Source organism: Pseudomonas shirazensis (assembly GCF_014268785.2).
Lineage (GTDB): Bacteria > Pseudomonadota > Gammaproteobacteria > Pseudomonadales > Pseudomonadaceae > Aquipseudomonas > Aquipseudomonas shirazensis.
In genome coordinates, this window is the sequence record NZ_JABWRD020000003.1 from 688,566 (window position 1) to 713,380 (window position 24,815).

A 24,815-nucleotide genomic window follows, 5' to 3' on the forward strand; every position below is an offset into this window, starting at 1 on the left:
TGATTTAATGACGGAATAACCTTCCGGCTCCATAGTCTTACGGGTACATCAGTTGCCCGCACTGTGGAGCCGTTATGCTCATCAAGATCGCTCGTCCATCCGACTGCAAAGCGTCGGATATCACCCCTGAAGGTATCTACCTTTCTCGACGTACCATGCTCGGTGCTTCCCTGGCGGGTGCCGCCGTGGCCGCATTGCCTGGCGTTGCGCTTGGCGCCGAGCCTTCGCGCTACGCCGATGTCGAACCTGGCGCCGCGCCGGGCTGGTTCAAGGACAAGCTCGGCGCGACCCGGTGGGGCGCGGTGACGGTCGAGAACGAGGCGATCACGCCGTTCAAAGACGCCACCCACTACAACAACTTCTATGAATTCGGCACCGACAAGGGTGATCCAGCCGCGAATGCCGGCAGCCTGAAAACCGAGCCGTGGAGCCTGGTGGTGGATGGCGAGGTGGCCAAGCCAGGGCGCTATGCGCTGGAAGACTTCGTCAAACCCTATCAGCTGGAAGAGCGCATCTATCGGCTGCGCTGCGTCGAGGCCTGGTCGATGGTGATCCCGTGGTTGGGCTTTAGCCTGGCGCAGGTGCTCAAGCAGGTCGAGCCAACTTCGAAGGCGCGCTACCTGCGTTTCGAAACCCTGCAGGACCCAAAGGTAATGCCCGGCCAGCGCTCATCGTTTGCCTTGATCGACTGGCCCTACGTGGAAGGCCTGCGCCTGGACGAGGCGATGAACCCATTGGCGATTCTTGCGGTGGGCATGTATGGACGTGAACTGCCTAACCAGAATGGTGCGCCACTGCGGCTGATCGTGCCGTGGAAGTACGGCTTCAAAAGCATCAAGTCGATCGTGCGCATCAGCCTGGTCGCGGAGCAGCCGCAAACTACCTGGGAGCGCCTGGCGCCGACCGAGTATGGCTTCTATGCCAACGTCAACCCGACGGTCGATCATCCGCGCTGGACTCAGGCCCGTGAGCGGCGGCTGCCGAGTGGCCTGTTCAGCCCGAACGTGCGCGACACCCTGATGTTCAACGGCTATGGCGATGAAGTAGCGTCGTTGTACAGCGACCTTGATCTGCGGAAGAACTACTGATGCGCTATCCCTGGTTGCGCCTGGGCATCTTTGTGCTGGGCTGCCTGTTCCCCTGCTGGTGGCTGTATCAGGCGGCGACCAACCAGCTCGGCCCGGACCTGGGCAAGATCATCATGGACCGGTTGGGCCTGGGGGCGCTGATCTTCCTTTTGATCACCTTGAGCATGACGCCACTGCAGCGGCTTACGGGCTGGTCGGGGTGGATCGTGATCCGCCGGCAACTGGGGCTGTGGAGCTTTGCTTATATAGTGCTGCACATGATCACCTACATGGTGTTCATTCTCGGCCTGGACTGGGGGCAGTTCGGCGTTGAGTTGCGCAAGCGGCCATACATTATTGTCGGTGCGCTGGCCTTCCTCGGCTTGCTGGCCTTGGCGCTGACTTCCAATCGTTACAGTCAGCGGCGCCTGGGTGCGCGTTGGAAGAAGCTGCACAAGCTGGTGTACGTGATTCTTGGGCTGGGTTTGCTGCATTTCCTGTGGATCGTGCGGTCGGACCTTAAAGCGTGGGCGATCTACGCCTCGATCGGCGCATTGCTGTTACTGCTGCGGGTTCCGCTGGTGGCGCGGCGCGTTCCGCGGTTGATCGGCAGGCGGGGCAGGGCGGTGTGAGAGGCTTATTCCAGTGATATTGCACAAAGCTGAAATTAACGGTTGACGGGGTTTCATATGCGCTTATAATGCGCCCCACTTCCAGCGTAGTTGGAGCGGAAAACTCCTAGAGTTTCAAAGAGTTAGAAGTTTCATTAGTGCTGCAAGGGCTTCGATCGAAAGATCGCCAGCGGTGAAAAAGGCAGTTGACAGCAGGTTGTAACGCTGTAGAATTCGCCTCCCGCTACGAGAGATCGCAAGCGAGTCAAGTGTTTGAAGTTGAACGAGTTTCTCGCAAAATACTTCGAAATAAACGCTTGACAGACACAGAGGAAAGCGTAGAATGCGCGCCTCGGTTGAGACGAAACGCTCAGCCAACCGCTCTTTAACAAATTGAATCAAGCAATTCGTGTGGGTGCTTGTGAGTACGGTTTGATAGTCGCCAAGATTATCAGCATCACAAGTGGCCGCATGAGAAATCATAGTAGTCATTTGAGATTGCTGAGCCAAGTTTAGGGTTTCTTAAAAACCCAAGCAGTATTGAACTGAAGAGTTTGATCATGGCTCAGATTGAACGCTGGCGGCAGGCCTAACACATGCAAGTCGAGCGGATGAGAAGAGCTTGCTCTTCGATTCAGCGGCGGACGGGTGAGTAATGCCTAGGAATCTGCCTGGTAGTGGGGGACAACGTTTCGAAAGGAACGCTAATACCGCATACGTCCTACGGGAGAAAGCAGGGGACCTTCGGGCCTTGCGCTATCAGATGAGCCTAGGTCGGATTAGCTAGTTGGTGAGGTAATGGCTCACCAAGGCGACGATCCGTAACTGGTCTGAGAGGATGATCAGTCACACTGGAACTGAGACACGGTCCAGACTCCTACGGGAGGCAGCAGTGGGGAATATTGGACAATGGGCGAAAGCCTGATCCAGCCATGCCGCGTGTGTGAAGAAGGTCTTCGGATTGTAAAGCACTTTAAGTTGGGAGGAAGGGCAGTAAGCGAATACCTTGCTGTTTTGACGTTACCGACAGAATAAGCACCGGCTAACTCTGTGCCAGCAGCCGCGGTAATACAGAGGGTGCAAGCGTTAATCGGAATTACTGGGCGTAAAGCGCGCGTAGGTGGTTTGTTAAGTTGGATGTGAAAGCCCCGGGCTCAACCTGGGAACTGCATCCAAAACTGGCAAGCTAGAGTACAGTAGAGGGTGGTGGAATTTCCTGTGTAGCGGTGAAATGCGTAGATATAGGAAGGAACACCAGTGGCGAAGGCGACCACCTGGACTGATACTGACACTGAGGTGCGAAAGCGTGGGGAGCAAACAGGATTAGATACCCTGGTAGTCCACGCCGTAAACGATGTCAACTAGCCGTTGGAATCCTTGAGATTTTAGTGGCGCAGCTAACGCATTAAGTTGACCGCCTGGGGAGTACGGCCGCAAGGTTAAAACTCAAATGAATTGACGGGGGCCCGCACAAGCGGTGGAGCATGTGGTTTAATTCGAAGCAACGCGAAGAACCTTACCAGGCCTTGACATGCAGAGAACTTTCCAGAGATGGATTGGTGCCTTCGGGAACTCTGACACAGGTGCTGCATGGCTGTCGTCAGCTCGTGTCGTGAGATGTTGGGTTAAGTCCCGTAACGAGCGCAACCCTTGTCCTTAGTTACCAGCACGTTATGGTGGGCACTCTAAGGAGACTGCCGGTGACAAACCGGAGGAAGGTGGGGATGACGTCAAGTCATCATGGCCCTTACGGCCTGGGCTACACACGTGCTACAATGGTCGGTACAGAGGGTCGCCAAGCCGCGAGGTGGAGCTAATCTCACAAAACCGATCGTAGTCCGGATCGCAGTCTGCAACTCGACTGCGTGAAGTCGGAATCGCTAGTAATCGCGAATCAGAATGTCGCGGTGAATACGTTCCCGGGCCTTGTACACACCGCCCGTCACACCATGGGAGTGGGTTGCACCAGAAGTAGCTAGTCTAACCTTCGGGAGGACGGTTACCACGGTGTGATTCATGACTGGGGTGAAGTCGTAACAAGGTAGCCGTAGGGGAACCTGCGGCTGGATCACCTCCTTAATCGAAGACATCAGCCTGCTGATGAGCTCCCACACGAATTGCTTGATTCACTTGTATAAAGACGATGCTGTAACGTGACCCTGTTATAGGTCTGTAGCTCAGTTGGTTAGAGCGCACCCCTGATAAGGGTGAGGTCGGCAGTTCAAATCTGCCCAGACCTACCATTGCAGATACACGGGGCCATAGCTCAGCTGGGAGAGCGCCTGCCTTGCACGCAGGAGGTCAGCGGTTCGATCCCGCTTGGCTCCACCATTTTGCTTCACGCAGCACAGCGCGTCAGAACTTAGAAATGAACATTCGTTGATGAATGTTGATTTCTGACTTTTGTCAGATCGTTCTTTAAAAATTCGGATATGTGATAGAAATAGACTGACATGCACTTTCACTGGTGTGTGATCAGGCTAAGGTAAAATTTGTGAATGCTCGAAAGGGCAGTACGAATTTTCGGCGAATGTCGTCTTCACAGTATAACCAGATTGCTTGGGGTTATATGGTCAAGTGAAGAAGCGCATACGGTGGATGCCTTGGCAGTCAGAGGCGATGAAAGACGTGGTAGCCTGCGATAAGCTTTGGGGAGTCGGCAAACAGACTGTGATCCAGAGATCTCTGAATGGGGGAACCCACTCAGCATAAGCTGAGTATCTTGTACTGAATACATAGGTGCAAGAGGCGAACCAGGGGAACTGAAACATCTAAGTACCCTGAGGAAAAGAAATCAACCGAGATTCCCTTAGTAGTGGCGAGCGAACGGGGACCAGCCCTTAAGTTGGTTTGAGATTAGTGGAACGCTCTGGAAAGTGCGGCCGTAGTGGGTGATAGCCCCGTACACGAAAATCTCTTATCAATGAAATCGAGTAGGACGGAGCACGAGAAACTTTGTCTGAACATGGGGGGACCATCCTCCAAGGCTAAATACTACTGACTGACCGATAGTGAACCAGTACCGTGAGGGAAAGGCGAAAAGAACCCCGGAGAGGGGAGTGAAATAGATCCTGAAACCGTATGCGTACAAGCAGTGGGAGCCTACTTGTTAGGTGACTGCGTACCTTTTGTATAATGGGTCAGCGACTTATATTCAGTGGCGAGCTTAACCGAATAGGGGAGGCGTAGCGAAAGCGAGTCTTAATAGGGCGTTTAGTCGCTGGGTATAGACCCGAAACCGGGCGATCTATCCATGGGCAGGTTGAAGGTTGGGTAACACTAACTGGAGGACCGAACCGACTACCGTTGAAAAGTTAGCGGATGACCTGTGGATCGGAGTGAAAGGCTAATCAAGCTCGGAGATAGCTGGTTCTCCTCGAAAGCTATTTAGGTAGCGCCTCATGTATCACTGTAGGGGGTAGAGCACTGTTTCGGCTAGGGGGTCATCCCGACTTACCAAACCGATGCAAACTCCGAATACCTACAAGTGCCGAGCATGGGAGACACACGGCGGGTGCTAACGTCCGTCGTGAAAAGGGAAACAACCCAGACCGTCAGCTAAGGTCCCAAAGTCATGGTTAAGTGGGAAACGATGTGGGAAGGCTTAGACAGCTAGGAGGTTGGCTTAGAAGCAGCCACCCTTTAAAGAAAGCGTAATAGCTCACTAGTCGAGTCGGCCTGCGCGGAAGATGTAACGGGGCTCAAACCATGCACCGAAGCTACGGGTATCACCTTTTGGTGATGCGGTAGAGGAGCGTTCTGTAAGCCTGTGAAGGTGAGTTGAGAAGCTTGCTGGAGGTATCAGAAGTGCGAATGCTGACATGAGTAACGACAATGCGAGTGAAAAACTTGCACGCCGAAAGACCAAGGTTTCCTGCGCAACGTTAATCGACGCAGGGTTAGTCGGTCCCTAAGGCGAGGCTGAAAAGCGTAGTCGATGGAAAACAGGTTAATATTCCTGTACTTCCGATTGTTGCGATGGAGGGACGGAGAAGGCTAGGCCAGCTTGGCGTTGGTAGTCCAAGTTTAAGGTGGTAGGCTGAGATCTTAGGCAAATCCGGGATCTCAAGGCCGAGAGCTGATGACGAGTTGCCTTTAGGCGACGAAGTGGTTGATGCCATGCTTCCAAGAAAAGCTCCTAAGCTTCAGACAATCGGGAACCGTACCCCAAACCGACACAGGTGGTTAGGTAGAGAATACCAAGGCGCTTGAGAGAACTCGGGTGAAGGAACTAGGCAAAATGGCACCGTAACTTCGGGAGAAGGTGCGCCGGCGAAGGTGAAGGGTTTACCCCGTAAGCTTTTGCCGGTCGAAGATACCAGGCCGCTGCGACTGTTTATTAAAAACACAGCACTCTGCAAACACGAAAGTGGACGTATAGGGTGTGACGCCTGCCCGGTGCCGGAAGGTTAATTGATGGGGTTAGCGCAAGCGAAGCTCTTGATCGAAGCCCCGGTAAACGGCGGCCGTAACTATAACGGTCCTAAGGTAGCGAAATTCCTTGTCGGGTAAGTTCCGACCTGCACGAATGGCGTAACGATGGCGGCGCTGTCTCCACCCGAGACTCAGTGAAATTGAAATCGCTGTGAAGATGCAGTGTATCCGCGGCTAGACGGAAAGACCCCGTGAACCTTTACTATAGCTTTGCACTGGACTTTGAATTTGCTTGTGTAGGATAGGTGGGAGGCTTTGAAGTGGGGACGCCAGTTCTCATGGAGCCACTCTTGAAATACCACCCTGGCAACTTTGAGGTTCTAACTCAGGTCCGTTATCCGGATCGAGGACAGTGTATGGTGGGTAGTTTGACTGGGGCGGTCTCCTCCCAAAGAGTAACGGAGGAGTACGAAGGTGCGCTCAGACCGGTCGGAAATCGGTCGTAGAGTATAAAGGCAAAAGCGCGCTTGACTGCGAGACCCACACGTCGAGCAGGTACGAAAGTAGGTCTTAGTGATCCGGTGGTTCTGTATGGAAGGGCCATCGCTCAACGGATAAAAGGTACTCCGGGGATAACAGGCTGATACCGCCCAAGAGTTCATATCGACGGCGGTGTTTGGCACCTCGATGTCGGCTCATCACATCCTGGGGCTGAAGCCGGTCCCAAGGGTATGGCTGTTCGCCATTTAAAGTGGTACGCGAGCTGGGTTTAGAACGTCGTGAGACAGTTCGGTCCCTATCTGCCGTGGACGTTTGAGATTTGAGAGGGGCTGCTCCTAGTACGAGAGGACCGGAGTGGACGAACCTCTGGTGTTCCGGTTGTCACGCCAGTGGCATTGCCGGGTAGCTATGTTCGGAAGAGATAACCGCTGAAAGCATCTAAGCGGGAAACTTGCCTCAAGATGAGATCTCACTGGGATCTAGAATCCCCTGAAGGGCCGTCGAAGACTACGACGTTGATAGGTTGGGTGTGTAAGCGCTGTGAGGCGTTGAGCTAACCAATACTAATTGCCCGTGAGGCTTGACCATATAACACCCAAGCAATTTGCTCATGCAGGTTGCGGTGGTGAAGACGAAACGCCGAAGATTCGTACACAAACATCACATATCCGAATTTGCTGGGCCGTTCATCTGGACGTTCTGGCTACAGAATTTCTTGACGACAATAGAGCATTGGAACCACCTGATCCCATCCCGAACTCAGTAGTGAAACGATGCATCGCCGATGGTAGTGTGGGGTCTCCCCATGTGAGAGTAGGTCATCGTCAAGATTCATTTCGCAAAACCCCTATCTGCGCGAGCAGGTAGGGGTTTTGTCTTTTCCGGGATCCGGAAATCTGCGGCTACATAGCGTCCCCCATCGCACCACCCCCGCCCATGATATGGTTCCCCCCCAGGACGAACGCCTTTCAGAGAGAGCGCAATGGCAGATACCCGCTTGCACCCCGGCTTCATGGTTGTTCACGGCAACCGCCTGGACGACCTGCGCAGCTTGGTGGTGAGTATGATGCGCCGCTTCCCTCTGGCCCCGTTGGAAAACGAAGTCGCCCTGGTGCAAAGCAATGGCATCGCCCAATGGCTGAAACTCGCCCTGGCCGAAGACCCACAAGACGATGACAGCGGCGGTTGTGGCATCGCTGCCGCCATCGATGTGCAATTGCCCGGTACCTTCATGTGGCAGCTGTACCGTAAGGTGCTCGGCCGCGACGAAATCCCCGAAGTATCCCTGCTCGACAAGGCCCCACTTACCTGGCGCCTGATGCGCTTGCTGCCGGCGCTGATCGAGCGCCCGCACTTCGAGCCGCTACGGCGCTTTCTGACTGACGACAGCGACCTGCGCAAGCGCTACCAGCTGGCCGAGCGCCTGGCTGACCTGTTCGACCAATATCAGGTCTACCGCGCCGACTGGCTGCAGGATTGGGCAGCCGGTAAGCATGTTCTCAATACCGCCCGCGCCCAGCGCAAGCCACTGGCTGCCGGCAACTGCTGGCAGGCCGAACTGTGGCGGGCGTTGCTCGAAGATGTAGGCCAGGCCGGTATGGAGCAGAGCCGTGCCGGCGTGCACCAGCGCTTTATCGAGCGTATGAACAGCCTCGAGCAGCCGCCCAAGGGCCTGCCAGCGCGAGTCATCGTCTTTGGTATTTCGTCCCTGCCGGCGCAGGCACTCGAAGCTCTGGCGTCGTTGGCCCGTTTCAGCCAGGTGCTGCTTTGCGTGCACAACCCGTGTCGGCACCACTGGGGCGATATCGTTGCCGACAAAGACCTGCTCCGCCACCAATACAAGCGCCAACAGCGCAAGCAAGGCATGCCCATGCAACTGGACGACGAGAGCTTGCACCAGCATGCCCACCCGCTGCTCGCTGCCTGGGGCAAACAGGGTCGCGACTACATCAACCTGCTCGACAGCTACGATGACCCTGCTAGTTACCTTGGCGTGTTCAACGAAGGCCGCATCGACCTGTTCAGCGAGGCCCAGCCAGGCAATCTGCTCAACCAGTTGCAGGATGACATTCTCGAGTTGCGGCCATTGGCCGAAACCCGCGAAGTCTGGCCCGCAGTGGACCCGACCAAGGACCGCTCGGTCAGGTTTCACATCGCCCACAGCGCCCAGCGTGAAGTCGAGATCCTCCACGATCAGTTGCTGGCCCGCTTCAGCGCCGATCCTACCCTGCGCCCGCGCGATATCATCGTCATGCTGCCAGCCATCGATGACTACGCCCCGCATATCCGCGCGGTGTTCGGCCAGCTCGATCGCCACGACCCGCGCTATATCCCGTTCACCCTGACCGATCAGGGCCAGCGTGGCCGCGACCCTTTACTTATCGCTCTTGAGCATCTGCTCAAGCTGCCCGACAGCCGCTTTGCCGTTAGTGAGGTGCTCGATCTTCTCGACGTGCCCGCACTGCGCGCGCGCTTCGCCATTCAGGAAAGCGACCTGCCGACTCTGCATCGCTGGATCGAAGGCGCTGGCATCCGTTGGGGACTGAGTGCCGCCCAGCGCGCCAGCCTCGGCCTGCCCGAAGGGCTGGAGCAGAACAGCTGGCGGTTTGGCTTGCGCCGGATGCTGCTCGGTTACGCAGTGGGCGTAGGCGAGGGCTGCGATGGCATCGAGCCGTACGACGAGATCGGCGGCCTCGATGCCGCCTTGATCGGGCCGCTAGTGGCGTTGCTCGATGCGCTTGATGTGGCCTGTGTCGAGCTCGCTCAAGCGGCAACAGCAGTTGAGTGGGGCGAGCGCCTGAACGCACTGCTGCAGGTGTTTTTCCTGGCCGAAAACGAGCATGACGAGTTTCTTCTGGTACAGCTTCAGGACCTGCGCGACACCTGGCTGCAAACCTGCGATACGGTCACCCTTCACGACCCACTACCACTGACAGTAGTGCGCGAGGCATGGCTGTCAGGTCTCGATCAAGGCAAACTTTCGCAACGCTTTCTCGCCGGCTCAGTAAACTTCTGCACGCTGATGCCGATGCGAGCGATCCCCTTCCGGGTGGTCTGCCTGCTGGGCATGAACGACGGCGATTACCCACGAGCCCAGCAGCCGCTGGATTTCGACCTGATGGCCAGTGACTACCGCCCAGGCGACCGCTCGCGCCGTGAGGATGACCGCTACCTGCTGCTCGAAGCCCTGCTGTCTGCCCGCGACCAGCTGTATGTCAGCTGGGTAGGGCGCAGCATCCGCGACAACAGCGAGCGGCCGGCCTCGGTCCTGATCGGCCAGTTGCGCGATCACCTGGCCGCCGGTTGGCAAGTCGCCAACGCCAAGCCAGGCCTGCGCGAAGACGCCGGCCAGCAACTGCTGCACGGCCTGACTCAGGAGCACCCGCTGCAGCCGTTCAGCCAGCGCTACTTCCAGAAAGGTAGCCCGCTGTTCAGTTACGCCCATGAGTGGCAACTGTTGCATCAGGCCGAGGCTGCCACACCCCTCGCAGACGACACGCTAGCGCCCTACGTCAATGACGAGCCGCTGAGCATGACCCAACTGCAGGACTTTCTGCGCCACCCGGTGCGGCATTTCTTCCGCCAGCGCTTGAAGGTGTTCTTCGAGTCACTCGAGGCACCGACCCCGGACGAAGAACCGTTCGTGCTCGACGCACTGCAGCGCTACGGCCTCAGCGAAAGCCTGCTGGATGCCGCCCTGGCTGACCCAGGCAACGCCGAATCGGCCCTGTACGCCCAGGCGCGCCGCCTGCAAGGCCATGGCCTGCTGCCGTTGGCCGGTTTTGGCGAGATCCTCCAGGCCGAGCTGATCGAGCCCCTGCCCAATCTGCTGCAACGTCATCGACACCTGCTGCAACGCTGGCCGAGCCTGGTCGAAGGCGCGCTGCCGATTCACTTTGAGCATGGCCGCGAGCGCCTGCAAGGCTGGCTTGGGCGGGTGTATCAGGCGGCCGACCAAAGCCTGCTGAGCATCACGACCATCCCCAACACCATCAGTGCCGGGCGTAACAACCTCAAGCGCCATCGGCTGATTCCGACCTGGGTCATGCACCTGGCTGCCTGCGCTGCCGGCTACCCGCTGCACAGTGCACTGGTGGCCAGCGACCTGACCCTGCTGCTGGAACCTTTGCCACAGGCTGAGGCCAGTGAGCGGCTTGCTGATCTGCTGGTCGCACGTCAGGCCGGCATGAACGCGCCGCTGCCGGTGGCGGCCAAGACCGCCTTCGCCTGGCTCGGCCAGGACGACCCGGACAAGGCCTTGGCCGCTGCCGCCCGGGCCTACGAAGGCGACGGCCAGAACAGCTTTGGCGAACGCAGCGAAAGCCTCGCCCTGGCGCGCCAGTTCCGCGACTTCGCCGCACTGAGCGCCGATGAAACCTTCGAAGGCTGGTGTGAAGCCCTGTACCGCCCCCTGTTCGCCGCGCCCTGGCAAACCCAGGGCAATCCGGAGAGTGCCGCATGACCCAGGCCCGCCCCTTGGCCTTGAGCTTCCCGCTGCATGGCAGCCAGCTGATCGAAGCCAGCGCCGGTACCGGCAAGACCTTCACCATCTCGGCGCTGTACCTGCGGCTGATCCTTGGCCATGGCGATGCGCACGGCTTTGGCCGCGAGCTGTTGCCGCCGCAGATCCTCGTGGTGACCTTTACCGATGCGGCCACCAAAGAGCTGCGTGAGCGCATTCGTACGCGACTGGCCGAAGCCGCACGGTTCTTCCGTGACGAGCTGGCCGACGCCGACCCGCTGCTGCAGATGCTCCGTGCCGACTACCCGGCAGAGCTCTGGCCACGTTGCGCCAGCCGCCTGGAAGTGGCCGTACAGTGGATGGACGAAGCCGCCGTATCGACCATTCACGGATGGTGCCAACGGATGCTGCGCGAACACGCCTTCGACAGCGGCAGCCTGTTTACTCAAAGTCTTGAGACCGATCACAGCGAACTGCTCGGCCAGGTCATGCGCGACTACTGGCGGCGTTTCTGCTATAGCATGCGCGGCGAATCCCTGAACTGGGTACGCGGCAACTGGGTCAGCCCCGATGCCTTGTTGCCGCGCCTGCGTCCGCTGTTTGGCCGTGTCGCCAGCAGCGCCGATGATATCGAGCCGCAGGCACTGATCGAGACCACTCTGGAGCAACGCGCGCAGCAGCTGTGCCAGCTCAAGGCGCCTTGGGGCGTCTGGGCTGACGAGTTGCAGCAGATCTGCCACGCGGCGGTTGCGGCCAAGCACGCTGATGGGCGCAAGTTGCAGGCGCGTTACTTCGAGCCGTGGTTCGAAAAACTGCGCGCCTGGGCCGGTGACGATCAGGTCCTCGAACTGGATCTGGGCACCGGCTTCACCCGCCTGACTCCAGCCGGCATGGCCGAAGCCTGGAAGCACGGTGACCCACCCGATCACCCGGCCCTGCGCGCCATGGAAAACCTGCGCCAGCAGTTACAAGGCCTGGCCAGCCCCGAAGTGCCTTTGCTCGAGCATGCCGCCAGTTGGGTGTCAGCACGCTTCGAGCAGGAAAAACGCCGCCGTGCCGAAATGGGCTTCGACGACATGCTCCTGCGTCTGCAGCACGCGCTTAATCAGGAGTCCGGCGAACGCTTGGCCGCGCTCATCCGCGAGCAGTTCCCGGTCGCCCTGATCGACGAGTTCCAGGACACCGACCCGGTCCAGTACGGCATCTTCGAGCGCATCTACCAGATCAGCCAGAACCACGCCGAAACCGGCCTGTTCATGATCGGCGACCCGAAGCAGGCGATCTACGCTTTCCGCGGTGCCGACATCTTTACCTACCTGGCGGCCCGCCGCGCCACTGCCGGGCGCCTGCACAGCCTGGACACCAACTACCGTTCCAGCAAAGCCATGGTCAGTGCGGTAAACCGCCTGTTCCTCGCCGCAGAAGGGCGTAGCAGCGGCCGCGGCGCATTTCTGTTCCGTGAGGGGCAAGACAATCCCTTGCCGTTTATCCAGGTTCACGCCAAAGGCCGCAGCGAGCAACTGCTGATCAACGGCCAGCCATCCGCCGCGCTGCATTGCTGGCGGCTGGACAGTGATGAACCGGTGTCCAGCACCCTCTATCGTCAGCAACTGGCCGCCAGCTGCGCCAGCCATATCGTCGGCCTGCTCAATGGCGGTCAACAGGGCGTCAGTGGTTTCCAAAAGCCCGATGGAAAATTAACAGCCTGTCTGCCGTCAGATATCGCCATTCTGGTACGCGATGGCCGCGAAGCGCAGCTGGTCCGCGCTGAGCTGGCAGCGCGCGATGTGCGCAGTGTGTACCTGTCGGACAAAGACTCGGTGTTTGCCGCCCAGGAGGCGCACGACCTGCTAGCCTGGCTCAAGGCCTGCGCCGAACCCGACTCCGAGCGCCTGCTCAAGACCGCCTTGGCCAGCCCGACCCTTGAACAGTCACTGCTTGAACTCGAGCGGCTGAATCAGGACGAGCGGGTCTGGGAAGACTGGGTCATGCGCTTCCGCCAGTACCGCGAAACCTGGCAGCGTCAGGGCGTATTGCCGATGCTGCGGCGCCTGCTGCATGACTTCGAACTGCCGCGCCGGCTGATCGCCCGTAGCGACGGCGAGCGGGTGCTGACCAATTTGCTGCACCTGGCCGAACTGCTGCAGCAGGCCGCTGGCGAACTGGATGGCGAGCAAGCCTTGATCCGCCATCTGGGCGAGAACCTGGCCGGCTCCGGGCAGGCGGGCGAAGAGCAGATCCTGCGCCTGGAAAGCGACGAGCAACTGGTCAAGGTCGTGACCATTCACAAGTCCAAGGGCCTTGAGTATCCGTTGGTGTATCTGCCGTTCATCTGCACCAGCAAGCCGGTCGATGGCCAGCGCCTGCCGCTGATCTGGCACGACAGCGACGGCCACGCGCACCTGACCCTGACACCCGACCAAGAGCAGATCGAGCGCGCCGATGACGAGCGCCTGGCCGAAGATCTACGCTTGCTCTACGTCGCCTTGACCCGCGCCCAGCACGCCTGCTGGCTCGGTGTCGCCGACCTCAAACGCGGTAACCAGAAACACTCGCTGCTGCATCGCTCGGCCCTGGGCTATCTGCTCGGCGGCGGCCTGCCGCTGGCCTCGTCGGCACAGCTGGCCGAGTGGCTGCAAAGCCTGCAAGCGAGCTGCGCGGATATCGTCTGTGAAGAGCTGCCCGGCGCAGACCAACAGCGCTATCTGCCCCCACAAGATGGTCACGAGCTGATTGCCGCGCGCAAGCCACGCCGGTCTGCGGCAGAGAACTGGTGGATCGCCTCCTACAGCGCCCTGCGCGTGGGCGACCAGGGCCTTGCCGGTGACAGCTCGCTGGCCCAGCAGCTGACCGATGACGAGCGCATCGACGCCCAGCAGTTGCGTGATATCCCGGCTCAGAGCGGCGACATTCATCGCTTTCCACGCGGGCCCAATCCCGGCACCTTCCTGCACGGTCTGCTCGAGTGGGCCGGGCGTGAGGGCTTCGCCGAAGTCAGCCAGCAGCCTCAGCTCATCAAACACACGGTCGGCCAGCGCTGCAACCGGCGGGACTGGAAAGGCTGGATCCCGGGCCTCACCGAGTGGCTGCAGCATCTGCTGGTCGAGCCGCTGCCGTTACATGGCGAGAATCGCCAATTGACCTTGGCGCACCTGCAGCAGTATCAGATCGAGATGGAATTCTGGTTTGCCAGTCACAAGGTCGATGTCATCGAGCTTGATCAGTTGGTGACCCGGCATACCCACGGCGGCAGCGCGCGTGCCGCCGCCGAGCCGAGCCAGCTCAACGGCATGTTCAAAGGTTTCATCGACCTGGCCTTCGAGCTGGACGGTCGTTATTACGTTACCGACTACAAATCCAACTGGCTCGGCCCGGACCTGCACAGCTACAACGCGCTGGCCATGGAACAGGCGATTCTCGATCACCGCTACGACCTGCAGTACGTGCTCTATCTGCTCGCGCTGCACCGCCAGTTGCGCGCGCGCATGCCCGACTACGATTACGACCGCCATGTCGGCGGTGCGCTGTTCATCTTCCTGCGTGGCGCCAGCCGGGCAGGCCACGGGGTGTATTTCAGCAAGCCGCCACGTGAGCTGATCGAAGCCCTCGATGCCCTGTTCCGCGGTGCCCCGGTGCCGGCACAGCAGGACCTGTTTGCCGGAGCCGCGCCATGAGCCGCCGCCTTGAAGACCTGTTGCCAACCCCCCTGCAAGCCGAGCAGCTGGCTGCCCTGGCGCCGCTGCAGAGTAGCCATGACCTGCTGATCCTGCTCGACCGCTGGGTTGAGCGCGGCTGGCTGCGCGCGCTCGACCGCGCACTGGTGGCTTTTCTTGAAGAGCGTGCGCCCGGCAGCGACCCGCTGCTGTTGCTCGCCGCTGCCCTGGCCAGCCACCAGTTGGGTCACGGGCATGTCTGCCTGGACCTCGCCCAGACCCTGGCCGAGCCGGACTTCGCCCTGTCGCTGCCACCGGAAGGTGATGCACTCGACGGGCCATTGCTGCTGCCATCACAACTGCTGACGAAGCTCGAGCAGCACACCTGGTGCGAGCGCATCACGGCCAGCCCGCTAGTGGCCACTGGCAATACGCCGGGACACAGCGCGCGACCACTGGTCCTCAGCGGCTTGCGCCTGTACCTGCGCCGATACTGGAGCTACGAGCGACAGATCGACAACGCGCTGCGCCAGCGCCTGGCAGCGGATCAAGTCATCGCGCCAGCGCTGCCGGAACGGCTTGAGCAACTGTTCAAGGGTGGCGCGCCGCAAGGCCAGGTCGACTGGCAGAAACTCGCCTGCGCCTTGGCTACTCGCGCCTCGTTCAGCATCATCACTGGCGGCCCCGGCACCGGCAAGACCACAACAGTGGTGCGCCTGCTGGCACTGCTGCAAGGGCCTGCGGTGGAGCAGGGCAGGCCGCTGCGGATTCGCCTGGCAGCGCCCACCGGCAAGGCCGCTGCGCGCCTGACCGAGTCGATTGGCCAACAGGTCGAGTTGCTTGAGGTCAGCGCTGAGGTCCGCCAGCAGATTCCGACCGATGTCAGCACCGTGCACCGCTTGCTCGGCAGCCGCCCGGGCTCGCGCCATTTCCGCCACCATGCTGGCAACCCGTTGCCACTGGATGTGTTGGTGATCGATGAAGCATCGATGATCGACCTGGAGATGATGGCCGTGCTGCTCGACGCCTTGCCACCGTCGGCGCGGCTGGTGCTACTGGGTGACAAGGACCAGTTGGCCTCGGTCGAAGCCGGTGCAGTGCTCGGTGACCTGTGCCGCGATGCCGAGGAGGGTTTCTATTCGGCGGCCACCCGCGCCTGGCTGGAGCAGGTCGGCGGACAGTCCCTGCAGGACAGCGGGCTAACCCCCGGCGACGCCGGGCAGCACCCACTTGCGCAGCAGGTGGTGATGTTGCGCCACTCGCGGCGTTTTGGTGAAGGCAGCGGGATCGGTCAGCTGGCCCGCCTGGTCAACCGCCAGCAAGCCCAGGCGGCGCGCGAACTGCTGACGCAAAAGCTCGACGACGTGCACGGCCTGTCGCTGCAAGGCGAGCATGATCGACGCTTCGACAGACTGCTGCTCGATGGCCTTGATCGCGGCACCGACGGCCCGCAGGGCTACCGCCATTACCTGCGCAACATCGGTCGCCTGCGCCCCCCGCCCGCGACCGCAGCAGACGACCCGCGCTGGGAGCAGTGGGCCGGCCAGGTGCTGCACAGTTTCGAGGACTTCCAGCTGCTCTGTGCAGTACGCAAGGGGCCGTGGGGCGTGCAGGGTCTGAACGAGCGCGTCACCCGCGTGCTGCACAACGCTGGTCTGATCGACAGTCAGCAGCCGTGGTACGAAGGCCGGCCGGTGCTGGTCACCCGCAACGACTATGGTCTGGGCCTGATGAACGGCGATATCGGCATTGCCCTGCGCCTGCCCGACGAACGCGGCGTCGCCTTGTTGCGCGTGGCCTTTGCGCGTAACGACGGCAGTGGTGGGGTGCGCTTCGTGTTACCCAGCCGGCTCAATGAAGTCGAAACCGTCTATGCCATGACCGTGCACAAGTCGCAGGGCTCGGAGTTCAGCCACACCGCTCTGGTGCTGCCGGACGCGCTCAATCCGGTGCTGACCAAGGAGCTGGTATATACCGGCATTACCCGCGCCAAGCACTGCTTCAGCTTGATCGAGCCCCGTGCGGGAGTGTTCGAAGAGGCGGTTGAACGCCGCGTGCGGCGCATCTCCGGCCTGATGTTGGAGCAAGGCTGACGTTCTGCCGCAGCGGCAATATGCTATCGTTGCGGCATTATCTGACAAGATTTTGAGAAAATTCCCACATGATCGTGGCTGTCTCGACCTGGGCGCGCGCAACGGGCGCTGCGCTTGCCCTGCTGCTCGCCGCCCTTTTGCTCTACGCCAGCCCCAGCCGGGCAGAGACCGCTGCCAGCGCCGCCCTGGCGCAGCAGCGGGGCAAGGCCGTGACCCAGGTGGTGTTGGGCATTTTCAGCTACGCGCGCTGGCCCAGTGAGCCGGCCCCGTTGCGGCTGTGCCTGATCGGCCCGACCGAATACGCCGATGACTTGATCAAGGGCACCGAGCAGAACTCTGGCAAGCCGCTGCAGACCCGTCGCCTTCTGGCCGACGATCCGCAAACCGCCGGTGCCTGTGATGCGGTGTATATCGGCAAGCTCGATCGTGGCCAGCGCGAGCGGTTGTTTCATGCCCTCAACGGCCGGCCGGTGCTGAGCATCAGCGAAGCAGACGACCCCTGCACGGTCGGTAGCCTGTTCTGCCTGCGCGTGAGCGACGAGCAGGTAACCTTCGAGGTCAACCTCGATTCGGTAGCCCGCAGCGGTGTGCGTATCCACCCCAGCGTGCTGCAGCTGTCGCGTCGCCGCGCGGTGCAGCCATGATCCGCTCAGCCAGGCGCGACCGCCGGCCGACCCTGCGCGCTGTGCTCGGCCGCGGGCATTTGGGCGTGGCCCTGCTCGCGGTCGGCCTGGCTGGCCTGTGCGTGACCCTGCTTGGCGTGCTGGCCTTGCGTGTATATGCCAACCAGAACCTGCACCTGATCGCGCGCTCGATCAATTACACAGTCGAAGCCGCGGTGGTGTTCGACGACAGCGCCGCCGCCAACGAGTCACTGGCGCTGATCGCCGCCAACGAAGGCGTGGCCGACGCCAAGGTGTTCAACAACGATGGTGAGCTGCTGGCCCACTGGCAAAGGCCCGAAGACGGCGTGCTGGCGCCGCTGGAACGGTCGCTGGCAAGCAGCTTTCTGGTCGAGCCGGTGCACATGCCGATTCTCCATCAGCAACAGCAGGTCGGCCACATCGAAGTCACCGGCCAGGGCCGCAGCGTATTGCGCTTTCTGCTCAGCGGGCTGACCGGCATCCTCTTGTGCATGCTGCTCAGCGCCTGGGTCGCCAGCCACTGGTCGCGGCGCCTGTTCGGCGACATCATCCGGCCCCTGCGCAACCTTGCCAGCGTCGCCCACGCCGCCCGCCGCGAGCGCAGCTTCGACCGCCGCGTACCGGAAACCCACATCGCCGAGCTCAACGAGCTGGGCAACGACTTCAATGCCCTGCTCGACGAACTGGAGAACTGGCAGAACCACCTGCGCAGCGAGAACGCCACCCTGGCCCATCCGGCCAGCCACGACAGCCTGACCGGGTTGCCGAATCGCGCTTTCTTCGAGGGGCGCCTGAGCCGCACCTTGCGCACTGCCGAGCGTCACCAGGAATATCTGGCGCTGCTGTTCATCGACTGCGATCACTTCAAGCAGATCAACGACAGCCAGGGCCATGCCGTTGGCGACGAGGTGCTGGTCACCGTTGCTGCGCGAGTGCGTGCGCAGTTGCGCGAGCATGATCTGGTCGCGCGGCTGGGCGGTGATGAGTTCGCGGTATTGCTGACCCCGCTGCAATCCTGCGAGGACGCCCAACGGATTGCCGAGAAGATCGTTGCCAGCATGAAGCTGCCGATTGCCCTGAACGAGGGCACCAGCATCAGCGCTTCACTCAGCGTTGGCATCGCGTGTTACCCGGACGATGGCCATGACCCGGCCAGTCTACTCAATGCCGCTGATGCGGCGATGTACCAAGCCAAACGCGCACGCCGCGGCCAGTGGCATGTGGCGCATACGGAAAGTAGCGCCGCAGATTTTGAAAAAAGGAGTTAATCGTGTTGCAACTGTTTGTACGTTTGCGCCTGCCTTGCATGGCAGTGTTGTTGAGTCTGCTGGCCTTGAGCGGTTGCCAGAGTGTGCCACCGCCCGGACTGACTGCCGAGCAGATCGCCGTGCTCAAGCGCGAGGGCTTCACCCCCACCGATGAAGGCTGGAGTTTCGATCTGTCCGGCAAAGTGCTGTTCGGCAGTGATCTGGACAGCCTCAACAGCCAGAGCCGAGCCATCGTCGAGCGTATTGGCCGGGCCTTGCTCAGCGTCGATATCCAGCGTGTCCGCGTTGACGGCCACACCGATGCCTCGGGCAAAGCGGCCTACAACCAGCAACTGTCCGAACGCCGCGCCCAGAGCGTGGCCAAGGCGCTGATCGAGATCGGCATGCAACCGCAGAACATTCAAAGTCGCGGCCTCGGCAGCAGCCAGCCAGTCGCCGACAACCGCACCAGCGCCGGGCGCACGGAAAACCGCCGGGTCTCGATCGTTGTGGCGTCCAACTGAGTCAGTCCTGGGCGAAGCGCATCTCGCGTGATTCGCCTAGCAACAGCGGCGCATTGGCCTCGGTCACCTCGCGGATGTAATCCCACAACAGGGTAATCCGCTTGAGCTTGCGCAAATCCTCCCGGCAGTACATCCAGAACTGCCGGGTAATCGCGATCTCCTCAGGCAACACTGTCACCAGTCGTGGATCCTGTGCAGCCAGGAAGCACGGCAGAATCGCCAGGCCGCGCCCTTGCAGCGCTGCGGTGTACTGAGCGATGACGCTGGTGCTGCGCAGGTGGGCGTGGGCGTTGGGGATCATGTTGGCCAGGTACAGCAGCTCTGAACTGAAGGCCAAGTCGTCGACGTAGCTGATGAACGGGTGTTCGGCCAGGTCGCTGACCTGGCGGATCGGCGCGTGGTTGTCGAGGTAGTCCTGGGTGGCGTACAGACGCAGGCGGTAGTCGGTCAGCTTGCAGCACACGTAGGGGCCATGTTCGGGGCGCTCGAGGGCGATGACGATGTCGGCTTCGCGCTTGGACAGGCTGATGAAGTGCGGTAGCGGCAGGATGTCCACGGTGATCGCCGGCCAGGCGTCGACGAAGTGGCTCAGCTGCGGAGTAACGAAGAAGCTGCCGAAACCTTCGGTGCAGCCCATGCGCACGTGCCCGGACAAGGCCACGCCGGAGCCTGATACCTGCTCGCAGGCCATGTGCAGGGTGCTCTCGACGGATTCGGCGTAACCGAGCAGGCGCTGGCCTTCGTTGGTCAGGACAAAGCCATTGGTGCGCGACTTTTCGAACAGCAACGTGCCCAGCGCCGCCTCCAGCGAGCTGATTCGCCGCGACACCGTGGTGTAGTCGACATTCAGCCGTTTGGCCGCGCTGCTTGCCTTGCGCGTGCGCGCCACTTCAAGAAAGAACTTCAGGTCATCCCAGTTCAGCGAACTGAGGGAGGTAAGGTCTTTTTGCATGATGATCCGGTTTTTATGTGCGTTCTTATTGGATGTTTGCACATCTATACTTCAAATCAGCGCCTCGACGCCAGCCCCGCCTGGCAATCTCGTCTCCCACAATAATTCCAAGGAACGCGCAGATGAACGCACCCCAATCCCCGACCCAGACTCAGGTAGAGCAGGTCAAGCTGCTGATCGACGGCCAATGGGTCGAGTCGAAAACCACCGAATGGCGCGATGTAATCAACCCGGCCACCCAGCAGGTGCTGGCGCGGGTGCCGTTTGCCACGGTCGACGAGGTCGATGCCGCTGTCGCTGCCGCCCAGCGTGCATTCGCCAGCTGGCGCGACACGCCGATCGGGGCGCGCATGCGCATCATGCTCAAATTGCAGGCGCTGATCCGCGAGCACAGCAAACGCATCGCCCAGACCCTCAGCGCCGAGCAGGGCAAGACCATTGCCGACGCCGAGGGCGATATCTTCCGCGGCCTGGAAGTGGTCGAACACGCAGCGTCGATTGGCACCCTGCAGATGGGTGAGTTCGCCGAGAACGTCGCTGGCGGTGTGGACACCTACACCCTGCGTCAGCCGATCGGCGTCTGCGCCGGGATCACCCCGTTCAACTTCCCGGCGATGATCCCGCTGTGGATGTTCCCGATGGCCATCGTCTGCGGTAACACCTTCGTCCTCAAACCGTCCGAACAGGACCCGTTGTCGACCCTGATGCTGGTCGAGCTGGCGCTGCAGGCCGGGGTGCCGGCCGGTGTGCTCAACGTGGTCCACGGCGGTAAGCAGGTTGTAGATGCGATCTGCACGCACAAGGACATCAAGGCGATCTCGTTCGTCGGTTCGACCGAGGTCGGTACCCACGTCTACAACCTCGGCAGCCAGCACGGCAAGCGCGTGCAGTCGATGATGGGCGCCAAGAACCACGCGGTAGTGCTGCCCGATGCCAACCGCACGCAAACCATCAACGCGCTGGTCGGCGCCGCCTTTGGTGCCGCCGGGCAACGCTGCATGGCCACCTCGGTGGCGGTGCTGGTCGGCAAGGCCCGCGAGTGGCTGCCGGACATCAAGGCTGCTGCCAGTCAGCTCAAAGTCAACGCCGGTTGCGAGCCAGGCACGGATGTTGGCCCGGTGGTCTCGAAACGGGCCAAGGAGCGCGTGCTGGGCTTGATCGAAAGCGGCATCGCCGAGGGCGCGAAGCTGGAGCTGGATGGCCGTGACGTCAGCGTGCCGGGCTATGAGCAAGGCAACTTCGTCGGCCCGACGCTGTTCTCCGGGGTCACCACCCAGATGCAGATCTACACCCAGGAAATCTTCGGCCCGGTGCTGATCACCCTTGAAGTCGACACGCTCGACGAGGCCATCGCCCTGGTCAACAGCAACCCGTTCGGCAACGGTACCGGCCTGTTCACCCAGAGCGGCGCTGCGGCGCGCAAGTTCCAGAGCGAGATCGACGTCGGCCAGGTCGGCATCAACATCCCGATCCCGGTGCCGGTGCCGTACTTCAGCTTCACCGGTTCGCGCGGCTCCAAGCTCGGCGACCTCGGCCCGTATGGCAAGCAGGTGGTGCAGTTCTACACTCAGACCAAGACGGTCACGGCCCGTTGGTTCGATGACGACAGCGTCAACGACGGCGTCAACACCACCATCAGCCTGCGCTAAGGAGGCTCCATGCGTATTGCATTCATTGGTCTGGGCAACATGGGCGCGCCCATGGCCCGCAACCTGATCAAGGCTGGGCATCAGCTCAACCTGTTCGACCTCAACCAGAGCGTGCTGGCCGAACTTGCCGAGCTTGGCGGGCAGATCAGCGCCTCACCCAAGGACGCAGCGGCCAACAGCGAGCTGGTCATCACCATGCTGCCGGCGGCAGCGCATGTGCGTGGCGTCTACCTCAACGATGACGGCGTGCTGGCTGGGATTCGCCCAGGTACGCCGACCGTCGATTGCAGCACGATCGACCCACAGACCGCCCGCGAAGTGTCCAAGGCTGCTGCGGCCAAGGGCGTCGACATGGGCGATGCGCCGGTGTCCGGCGGTACCGGTGGCGCAGCGGGCGGCACCCTGACCTTCATGGTCGGCGCCAGCGCTGAACTGTTTGCCAGCCTTGAGCCGGTGCTCAAGGACATGGGCCGCAACATCGTCCATTGCGGCGAAGTCGGTACCGGGCAAATCGCCAAGATCTGCAACAACCTGCTGCTGGGCATCTCGATGATCGGCGTGTCCGAGGCGATGGCGCTGGGCAATGCGCTGGGCATCGACACCCAGGTGCTGGCCGGCATCATCAACAGTTCCACAGGCCGTTGCTGGAGTTCGGATACTTACAACCCATGGCCGGGTGTAATTGATACGGCGCCTGCCGCGCGCGGTTATACCGGCGGCTTTGGTGCCGAGCTGATGCTCAAGGATCTTGGGTTGGCCACTGAAGCTGCGCGACAGGCGCATCAGCCGGTGATTCTCGGTGCCGTGGCGCAGCAGCTGTATCAGGCGATGAGCCTGCGCGGCGATGGCGGCAAGGACTTTTCGGCAATCGTCGAGGGCTATCGCAAGAAGGATTGAGCGTCACGTGTCTTGATCGTGGCTCGAAGCGCCCTCCCACTGTAACTGCGCACCTGGGGGAGGGCGGTTCGAGTCGCGATTTTTTTTGCCTTGCGCTTAGCCGATCAACTCAATCTTTGATCAGGCAAAGACAAAATACTTGCGCACGGTTTCGACCACTTCCCAGGTGCCTTTCATGCCCGGCTCGATGACGAACACATCGCCCGCCTTGAGGTGCTTGGGCTCTTCGCCTTCCGGGGTGATGATGCAGTAGCCGTCGAGGAAGTGGCAGAATTCCCACTTGTCGTAGTTGACCTCGAACTTGCCCGGCGTGCAGATCCAGGTGCCCATGATCTTGCTGCCGTCAGCCGACAGGTAGGCGTTGAGGTTGACCGTGTGCGGGTCACCGCCAATGCGCTTCCACTTGGTCGCGTCGACTACCGGGATCGGGCAGGTTTCACGCAGGACGGTAATGAAATCGGACATGGCAGGTGTTCCCTTTGGGATGCTTATGGACGCATCACCATAGGGCTATCGCGCGTGGCCCAGTTGCCTGCGCTCGACCTCTACCTGCCTGCCCGCGCTATCGCCGCGCGGTTATGCCCACCAGTAACGCACGAAGTGAAAGAACACCGGCGCGGCAAAACACACCGAGTCGATGCGGTCGAGCATGCCGCCGTGGCCTTCGATCATGTGCCCCCAGTCCTTGACCCCACGGTCGCGCTTGATCGCCGACATCACCAGCCCGCCGAAGAAGCCCATGGCGTTCACGGTCAGCGCCATCAACGCCGCCTGCCAGAAGCTGAACGGGGTGATCCAGCACAGTGAGGCGCCGATCAGGGTGGCCAGGGCTACGCCGCCGAGCAGGCCCTCGATGGTTTTCGACGGCGACAGGTTGGGTGCCACTTTGCGCTTGCCGAACAGCTTGCCGCAGACGTACTGCAGCACATCGCTGATCTGCACTACCAGGATCAGCCAGGCGATCAGCAGCAGGTTGCGGCCTTCGAAACCGGGGATGTCGAGGGTCATCAGCGCCGGCACCGCTGACACGCAGTACACGGCAATCATCAGCCCCCACTGCACTTTCGAGGCGCGTTCGAGAAAGCGCGTGGTATCGCCGCCAAAGCTGGCCAGAATCGGCAGCAACAGGAACAGGTACACCGGGATGAAGATGCTGAACAGGCCGTACCAGTCCATCGCGATCAGCAGGTACTGCAGCGGCAGTGCCACATAGAACGCTGCCACCAGCGCGGGGTAGTCGCTGCGCCGGGTCGGGGTCAGCGTCATGAATTCGCGCAGGGCATAGAACGACACGCAGTAGAACAGCACGATCACGCCGTACTTGCCGAACAGGAAGGCGATGCCGATCACCAGCACCATCACCCACCAGGCGTTGATCCGCGCATTGAGGTTGTCGATCACCGCATGGGGGCCGCCGCCGGCGCGCCACTTGAGCAGGCGGCCGATGACGCTGGCGAGCAGCAGCAGCGCGCCGATCCCGGCAAACAGCAAAACAGTGTTGTGGTCCATCTCAGACTTCCTTGGGGGCCAGGTTCAGCAGGGCCTGGCGGGCCCGCTCGAGAAACGCGTGCTTGTCTTCAGCGGCCTGCACCTGCAGCGGTTCGCCGAAGCTCAAGGTGCACAACAGCGGCAGCGGCAGGGCGCGGCCCTTGGGCATGACCCGGTTGAGGTTGGCGATCCACACCGGCACCACTTCCATGTCGGGATTGGCGGCGGCGAGGTGGAACAAACCGCTCTTGAACGGCAGCAGCGGCTCGTCACCGAGGTTGCGCGTGCCCTCGGGGAAGAAGATCAACGAATCGCCACCGGACAGCGCATCAAGCACCGGCTGCAGCGGGTTGGCCTGGACTTCGCTGCGCTGCCGGTCGATCAGCACACCGTTGAATACCTTGCGGATGACGAAGTTACGCAGGCCCGGTTTGGCCCAGTAGTCGGCGCCTGCAACCGGTCGCGTGCGCTGGCGCAGCGGCCCCGGCAGCGACGCCCAGAGCAGGACGAAGTCGCCGTGGCTACTGTGGTTGGCGAAGTACAGGCGCTGCACCGGCTGCGGCGTGCAGCCGAGCCAGAGGGCGCGGGCGCCGGTGATCAGGCGCGCGGCGGAGGTGATGGCAAAGGCAGTCAGGGCGGTGAGCATGGCACGG

The 24,815-nt window shown here is 61.2% G+C and carries 15 protein-coding genes, 2 tRNA genes and 3 rRNA genes; 15 read left to right on the forward strand and 5 right to left on the reverse strand.

Features of this window, described 5'->3' with window-relative positions; genetic code table 11:
- The first annotated feature begins 74 nt into the window (after nt 1-74).
- Both msrP and msrQ read left to right on the forward strand, forming a co-directional pair.
- Nucleotides 75-1,088, forward strand: coding sequence for a protein-methionine-sulfoxide reductase catalytic subunit MsrP (gene msrP / locus HU736_RS19085; protein WP_103438581.1), 1,014 nt, complete (start codon nt 75-77; stop codon nt 1,086-1,088).
- Nucleotides 1,088-1,699: a protein-methionine-sulfoxide reductase heme-binding subunit MsrQ gene (gene msrQ, locus HU736_RS19090; protein ID WP_186701257.1), complete on the forward strand. Its 612-nt coding sequence runs from the start codon at nt 1,088-1,090 to the stop codon at nt 1,697-1,699. Before msrP ends, msrQ begins: the two co-directional genes overlap by 1 nt.
- A gap of 114 nt (nt 1,700-1,813) precedes the next feature.
- Here the strand turns inward: msrQ and HU736_RS19095 are convergent, their stop codons facing one another.
- Nucleotides 1,814-2,170: a hypothetical protein gene (locus HU736_RS19095; protein ID WP_217862395.1), complete on the reverse strand. Its 357-nt coding sequence runs from the start codon at nt 2,168-2,170 to the stop codon at nt 1,814-1,816.
- Nucleotides 2,171-2,220: 50 nt separating this feature from the next.
- Between HU736_RS19095 and HU736_RS19100 the strand changes: the two genes are divergently transcribed.
- The 11 genes from HU736_RS19100 to yfiB all read left to right on the forward strand — a co-directional run bounded on the left by HU736_RS19100 (nt 2,221) and on the right by yfiB (nt 19,176).
- Nucleotides 2,221-3,757 (forward strand): 16S ribosomal RNA (locus tag HU736_RS19100).
- A gap of 87 nt (nt 3,758-3,844) precedes the next feature.
- Nucleotides 3,845-3,921, forward strand: a tRNA-Ile gene (locus tag HU736_RS19105).
- Nucleotides 3,922-3,933: 12 nt separating this feature from the next.
- Nucleotides 3,934-4,009 (forward strand) — tRNA-Ala (locus tag HU736_RS19110).
- Nucleotides 4,010-4,249: 240 nt separating this feature from the next.
- Nucleotides 4,250-7,141: ribosomal RNA gene (locus HU736_RS19115) — 23S ribosomal RNA — on the forward strand.
- A 126-nt stretch (nt 7,142-7,267) separates the two neighbouring features.
- Nucleotides 7,268-7,383: ribosomal RNA gene (gene rrf, locus HU736_RS19120) — 5S ribosomal RNA — on the forward strand.
- The 16S, 23S and 5S rRNA genes sit together here with 2 tRNA genes alongside, the layout of an rRNA operon.
- 152 nt (nt 7,384-7,535) lie before the next feature.
- Nucleotides 7,536-11,015, forward strand: coding sequence for an exodeoxyribonuclease V subunit gamma (gene recC / locus HU736_RS19125; protein ID WP_186701013.1), 3,480 nt, complete (start codon nt 7,536-7,538; stop codon nt 11,013-11,015).
- Nucleotides 11,012-14,689: an exodeoxyribonuclease V subunit beta gene (gene recB, locus HU736_RS19130; RefSeq protein ID WP_186701014.1), complete on the forward strand. Its 3,678-nt coding sequence runs from the start codon at nt 11,012-11,014 to the stop codon at nt 14,687-14,689. The genes recC and recB overlap by 4 nt, the downstream gene beginning before the upstream one ends.
- Nucleotides 14,686-16,761, forward strand: coding sequence for an exodeoxyribonuclease V subunit alpha (gene recD, locus HU736_RS19135; protein ID WP_186701015.1), 2,076 nt, complete (start codon nt 14,686-14,688; stop codon nt 16,759-16,761). Before recB ends, recD begins: the two co-directional genes overlap by 4 nt.
- 68 nt (nt 16,762-16,829) lie before the next feature.
- On the forward strand, nt 16,830-17,405 hold the full coding sequence (yfiR, locus tag HU736_RS19140) for a regulatory sequestration protein YfiR (RefSeq protein WP_186701016.1): 576 nt from the start codon (nt 16,830-16,832) through the stop codon (nt 17,403-17,405).
- The gene (dgcN, locus tag HU736_RS19145) at nt 17,402-18,673 is read left to right on the forward strand and encodes a diguanylate cyclase DgcN/YfiN (RefSeq protein WP_186701017.1); all 1,272 of its coding nucleotides are present in this window, start codon (nt 17,402-17,404) and stop codon (nt 18,671-18,673) included. Before yfiR ends, dgcN begins: the two co-directional genes overlap by 4 nt.
- Nucleotides 18,674-18,684: 11 nt before the next feature.
- Complete coding sequence (yfiB, locus tag HU736_RS19150; protein WP_479692325.1) at nt 18,685-19,176, forward strand: outer membrane lipoprotein YfiB; 492 nt, start codon at nt 18,685-18,687, stop codon at nt 19,174-19,176.
- Between the two features lies 1 nt (nt 19,177).
- On the opposite strand, the gene HU736_RS19155 is transcribed toward yfiB, so the two are convergent.
- The gene (locus HU736_RS19155) at nt 19,178-20,128 is read right to left on the reverse strand and encodes a LysR family transcriptional regulator (RefSeq protein ID WP_186701018.1); all 951 of its coding nucleotides are present in this window, start codon (nt 20,126-20,128) and stop codon (nt 19,178-19,180) included.
- A 122-nt stretch (nt 20,129-20,250) separates the two neighbouring features.
- On the opposite strand from HU736_RS19155, the gene HU736_RS19160 reads away from it, so the two are divergent.
- Together HU736_RS19160 and mmsB are read left to right on the forward strand one after the other, a co-directional pair.
- Nucleotides 20,251-21,777, forward strand: a complete 1,527-nt coding sequence (locus HU736_RS19160; protein WP_186701019.1) for a CoA-acylating methylmalonate-semialdehyde dehydrogenase — start codon at nt 20,251-20,253, stop codon at nt 21,775-21,777.
- A 9-nt stretch (nt 21,778-21,786) separates the two neighbouring features.
- Nucleotides 21,787-22,674 carry a 3-hydroxyisobutyrate dehydrogenase gene (gene mmsB, locus HU736_RS19165; protein ID WP_103438574.1) on the forward strand — a complete coding sequence of 296 codons (888 nt, stop codon included), beginning with the start codon at nt 21,787-21,789 and terminating at the stop codon, nt 22,672-22,674.
- 120 nt (nt 22,675-22,794) lie between these two features.
- On the opposite strand, the gene HU736_RS19170 is transcribed toward mmsB, so the two are convergent.
- The 3 genes from HU736_RS19170 to HU736_RS19180 all read right to left on the reverse strand — a co-directional run bounded on the left by HU736_RS19170 (nt 22,795) and on the right by HU736_RS19180 (nt 24,808).
- Nucleotides 22,795-23,139: a cupin domain-containing protein gene (locus HU736_RS19170; protein WP_101322114.1), complete on the reverse strand. Its 345-nt coding sequence runs from the start codon at nt 23,137-23,139 to the stop codon at nt 22,795-22,797.
- 111 nt (nt 23,140-23,250) lie between these two features.
- The gene (locus HU736_RS19175) at nt 23,251-24,183 is read right to left on the reverse strand and encodes a phosphatidate cytidylyltransferase (RefSeq protein ID WP_186701020.1); all 933 of its coding nucleotides are present in this window, start codon (nt 24,181-24,183) and stop codon (nt 23,251-23,253) included.
- A gap of 1 nt (nt 24,184) precedes the next feature.
- Nucleotides 24,185-24,808, reverse strand: a complete 624-nt coding sequence (locus HU736_RS19180; RefSeq protein ID WP_186701021.1) for a lysophospholipid acyltransferase family protein — start codon at nt 24,806-24,808, stop codon at nt 24,185-24,187.
- Between the last annotated feature and the right edge of the window lie 7 nt (nt 24,809-24,815).

Coding starts and splice junctions, on each gene's coding strand:
- msrP (WP_103438581.1), top strand. CDS start 75: ATGCTCATCAAGATCGCTCGTCCATCCGACTGCAAAGCGTCGGATATC.
- msrQ (WP_186701257.1), top strand. CDS start 1,088: ATGCGCTATCCCTGGTTGCGCCTGGGCATCTTTGTGCTGGGCTGCCTG.
- HU736_RS19095 (WP_217862395.1), bottom strand. CDS start 2,170: ATGACTACTATGATTTCTCATGCGGCCACTTGTGATGCTGATAATCTT.
- recC (WP_186701013.1), top strand. CDS start 7,536: ATGGCAGATACCCGCTTGCACCCCGGCTTCATGGTTGTTCACGGCAAC.
- recB (WP_186701014.1), top strand. CDS start 11,012: ATGACCCAGGCCCGCCCCTTGGCCTTGAGCTTCCCGCTGCATGGCAGC.
- recD (WP_186701015.1), top strand. CDS start 14,686: ATGAGCCGCCGCCTTGAAGACCTGTTGCCAACCCCCCTGCAAGCCGAG.
- yfiR (WP_186701016.1), top strand. CDS start 16,830: ATGATCGTGGCTGTCTCGACCTGGGCGCGCGCAACGGGCGCTGCGCTT.
- dgcN (WP_186701017.1), top strand. CDS start 17,402: ATGATCCGCTCAGCCAGGCGCGACCGCCGGCCGACCCTGCGCGCTGTG.
- HU736_RS19155 (WP_186701018.1), bottom strand. CDS start 20,128: ATGCAAAAAGACCTTACCTCCCTCAGTTCGCTGAACTGGGATGACCTG.
- HU736_RS19160 (WP_186701019.1), top strand. CDS start 20,251: ATGAACGCACCCCAATCCCCGACCCAGACTCAGGTAGAGCAGGTCAAG.
- mmsB (WP_103438574.1), top strand. CDS start 21,787: ATGCGTATTGCATTCATTGGTCTGGGCAACATGGGCGCGCCCATGGCC.
- HU736_RS19170 (WP_101322114.1), bottom strand. CDS start 23,139: ATGTCCGATTTCATTACCGTCCTGCGTGAAACCTGCCCGATCCCGGTA.
- HU736_RS19175 (WP_186701020.1), bottom strand. CDS start 24,183: ATGGACCACAACACTGTTTTGCTGTTTGCCGGGATCGGCGCGCTGCTG.
- HU736_RS19180 (WP_186701021.1), bottom strand. CDS start 24,808: ATGCTCACCGCCCTGACTGCCTTTGCCATCACCTCCGCCGCGCGCCTG.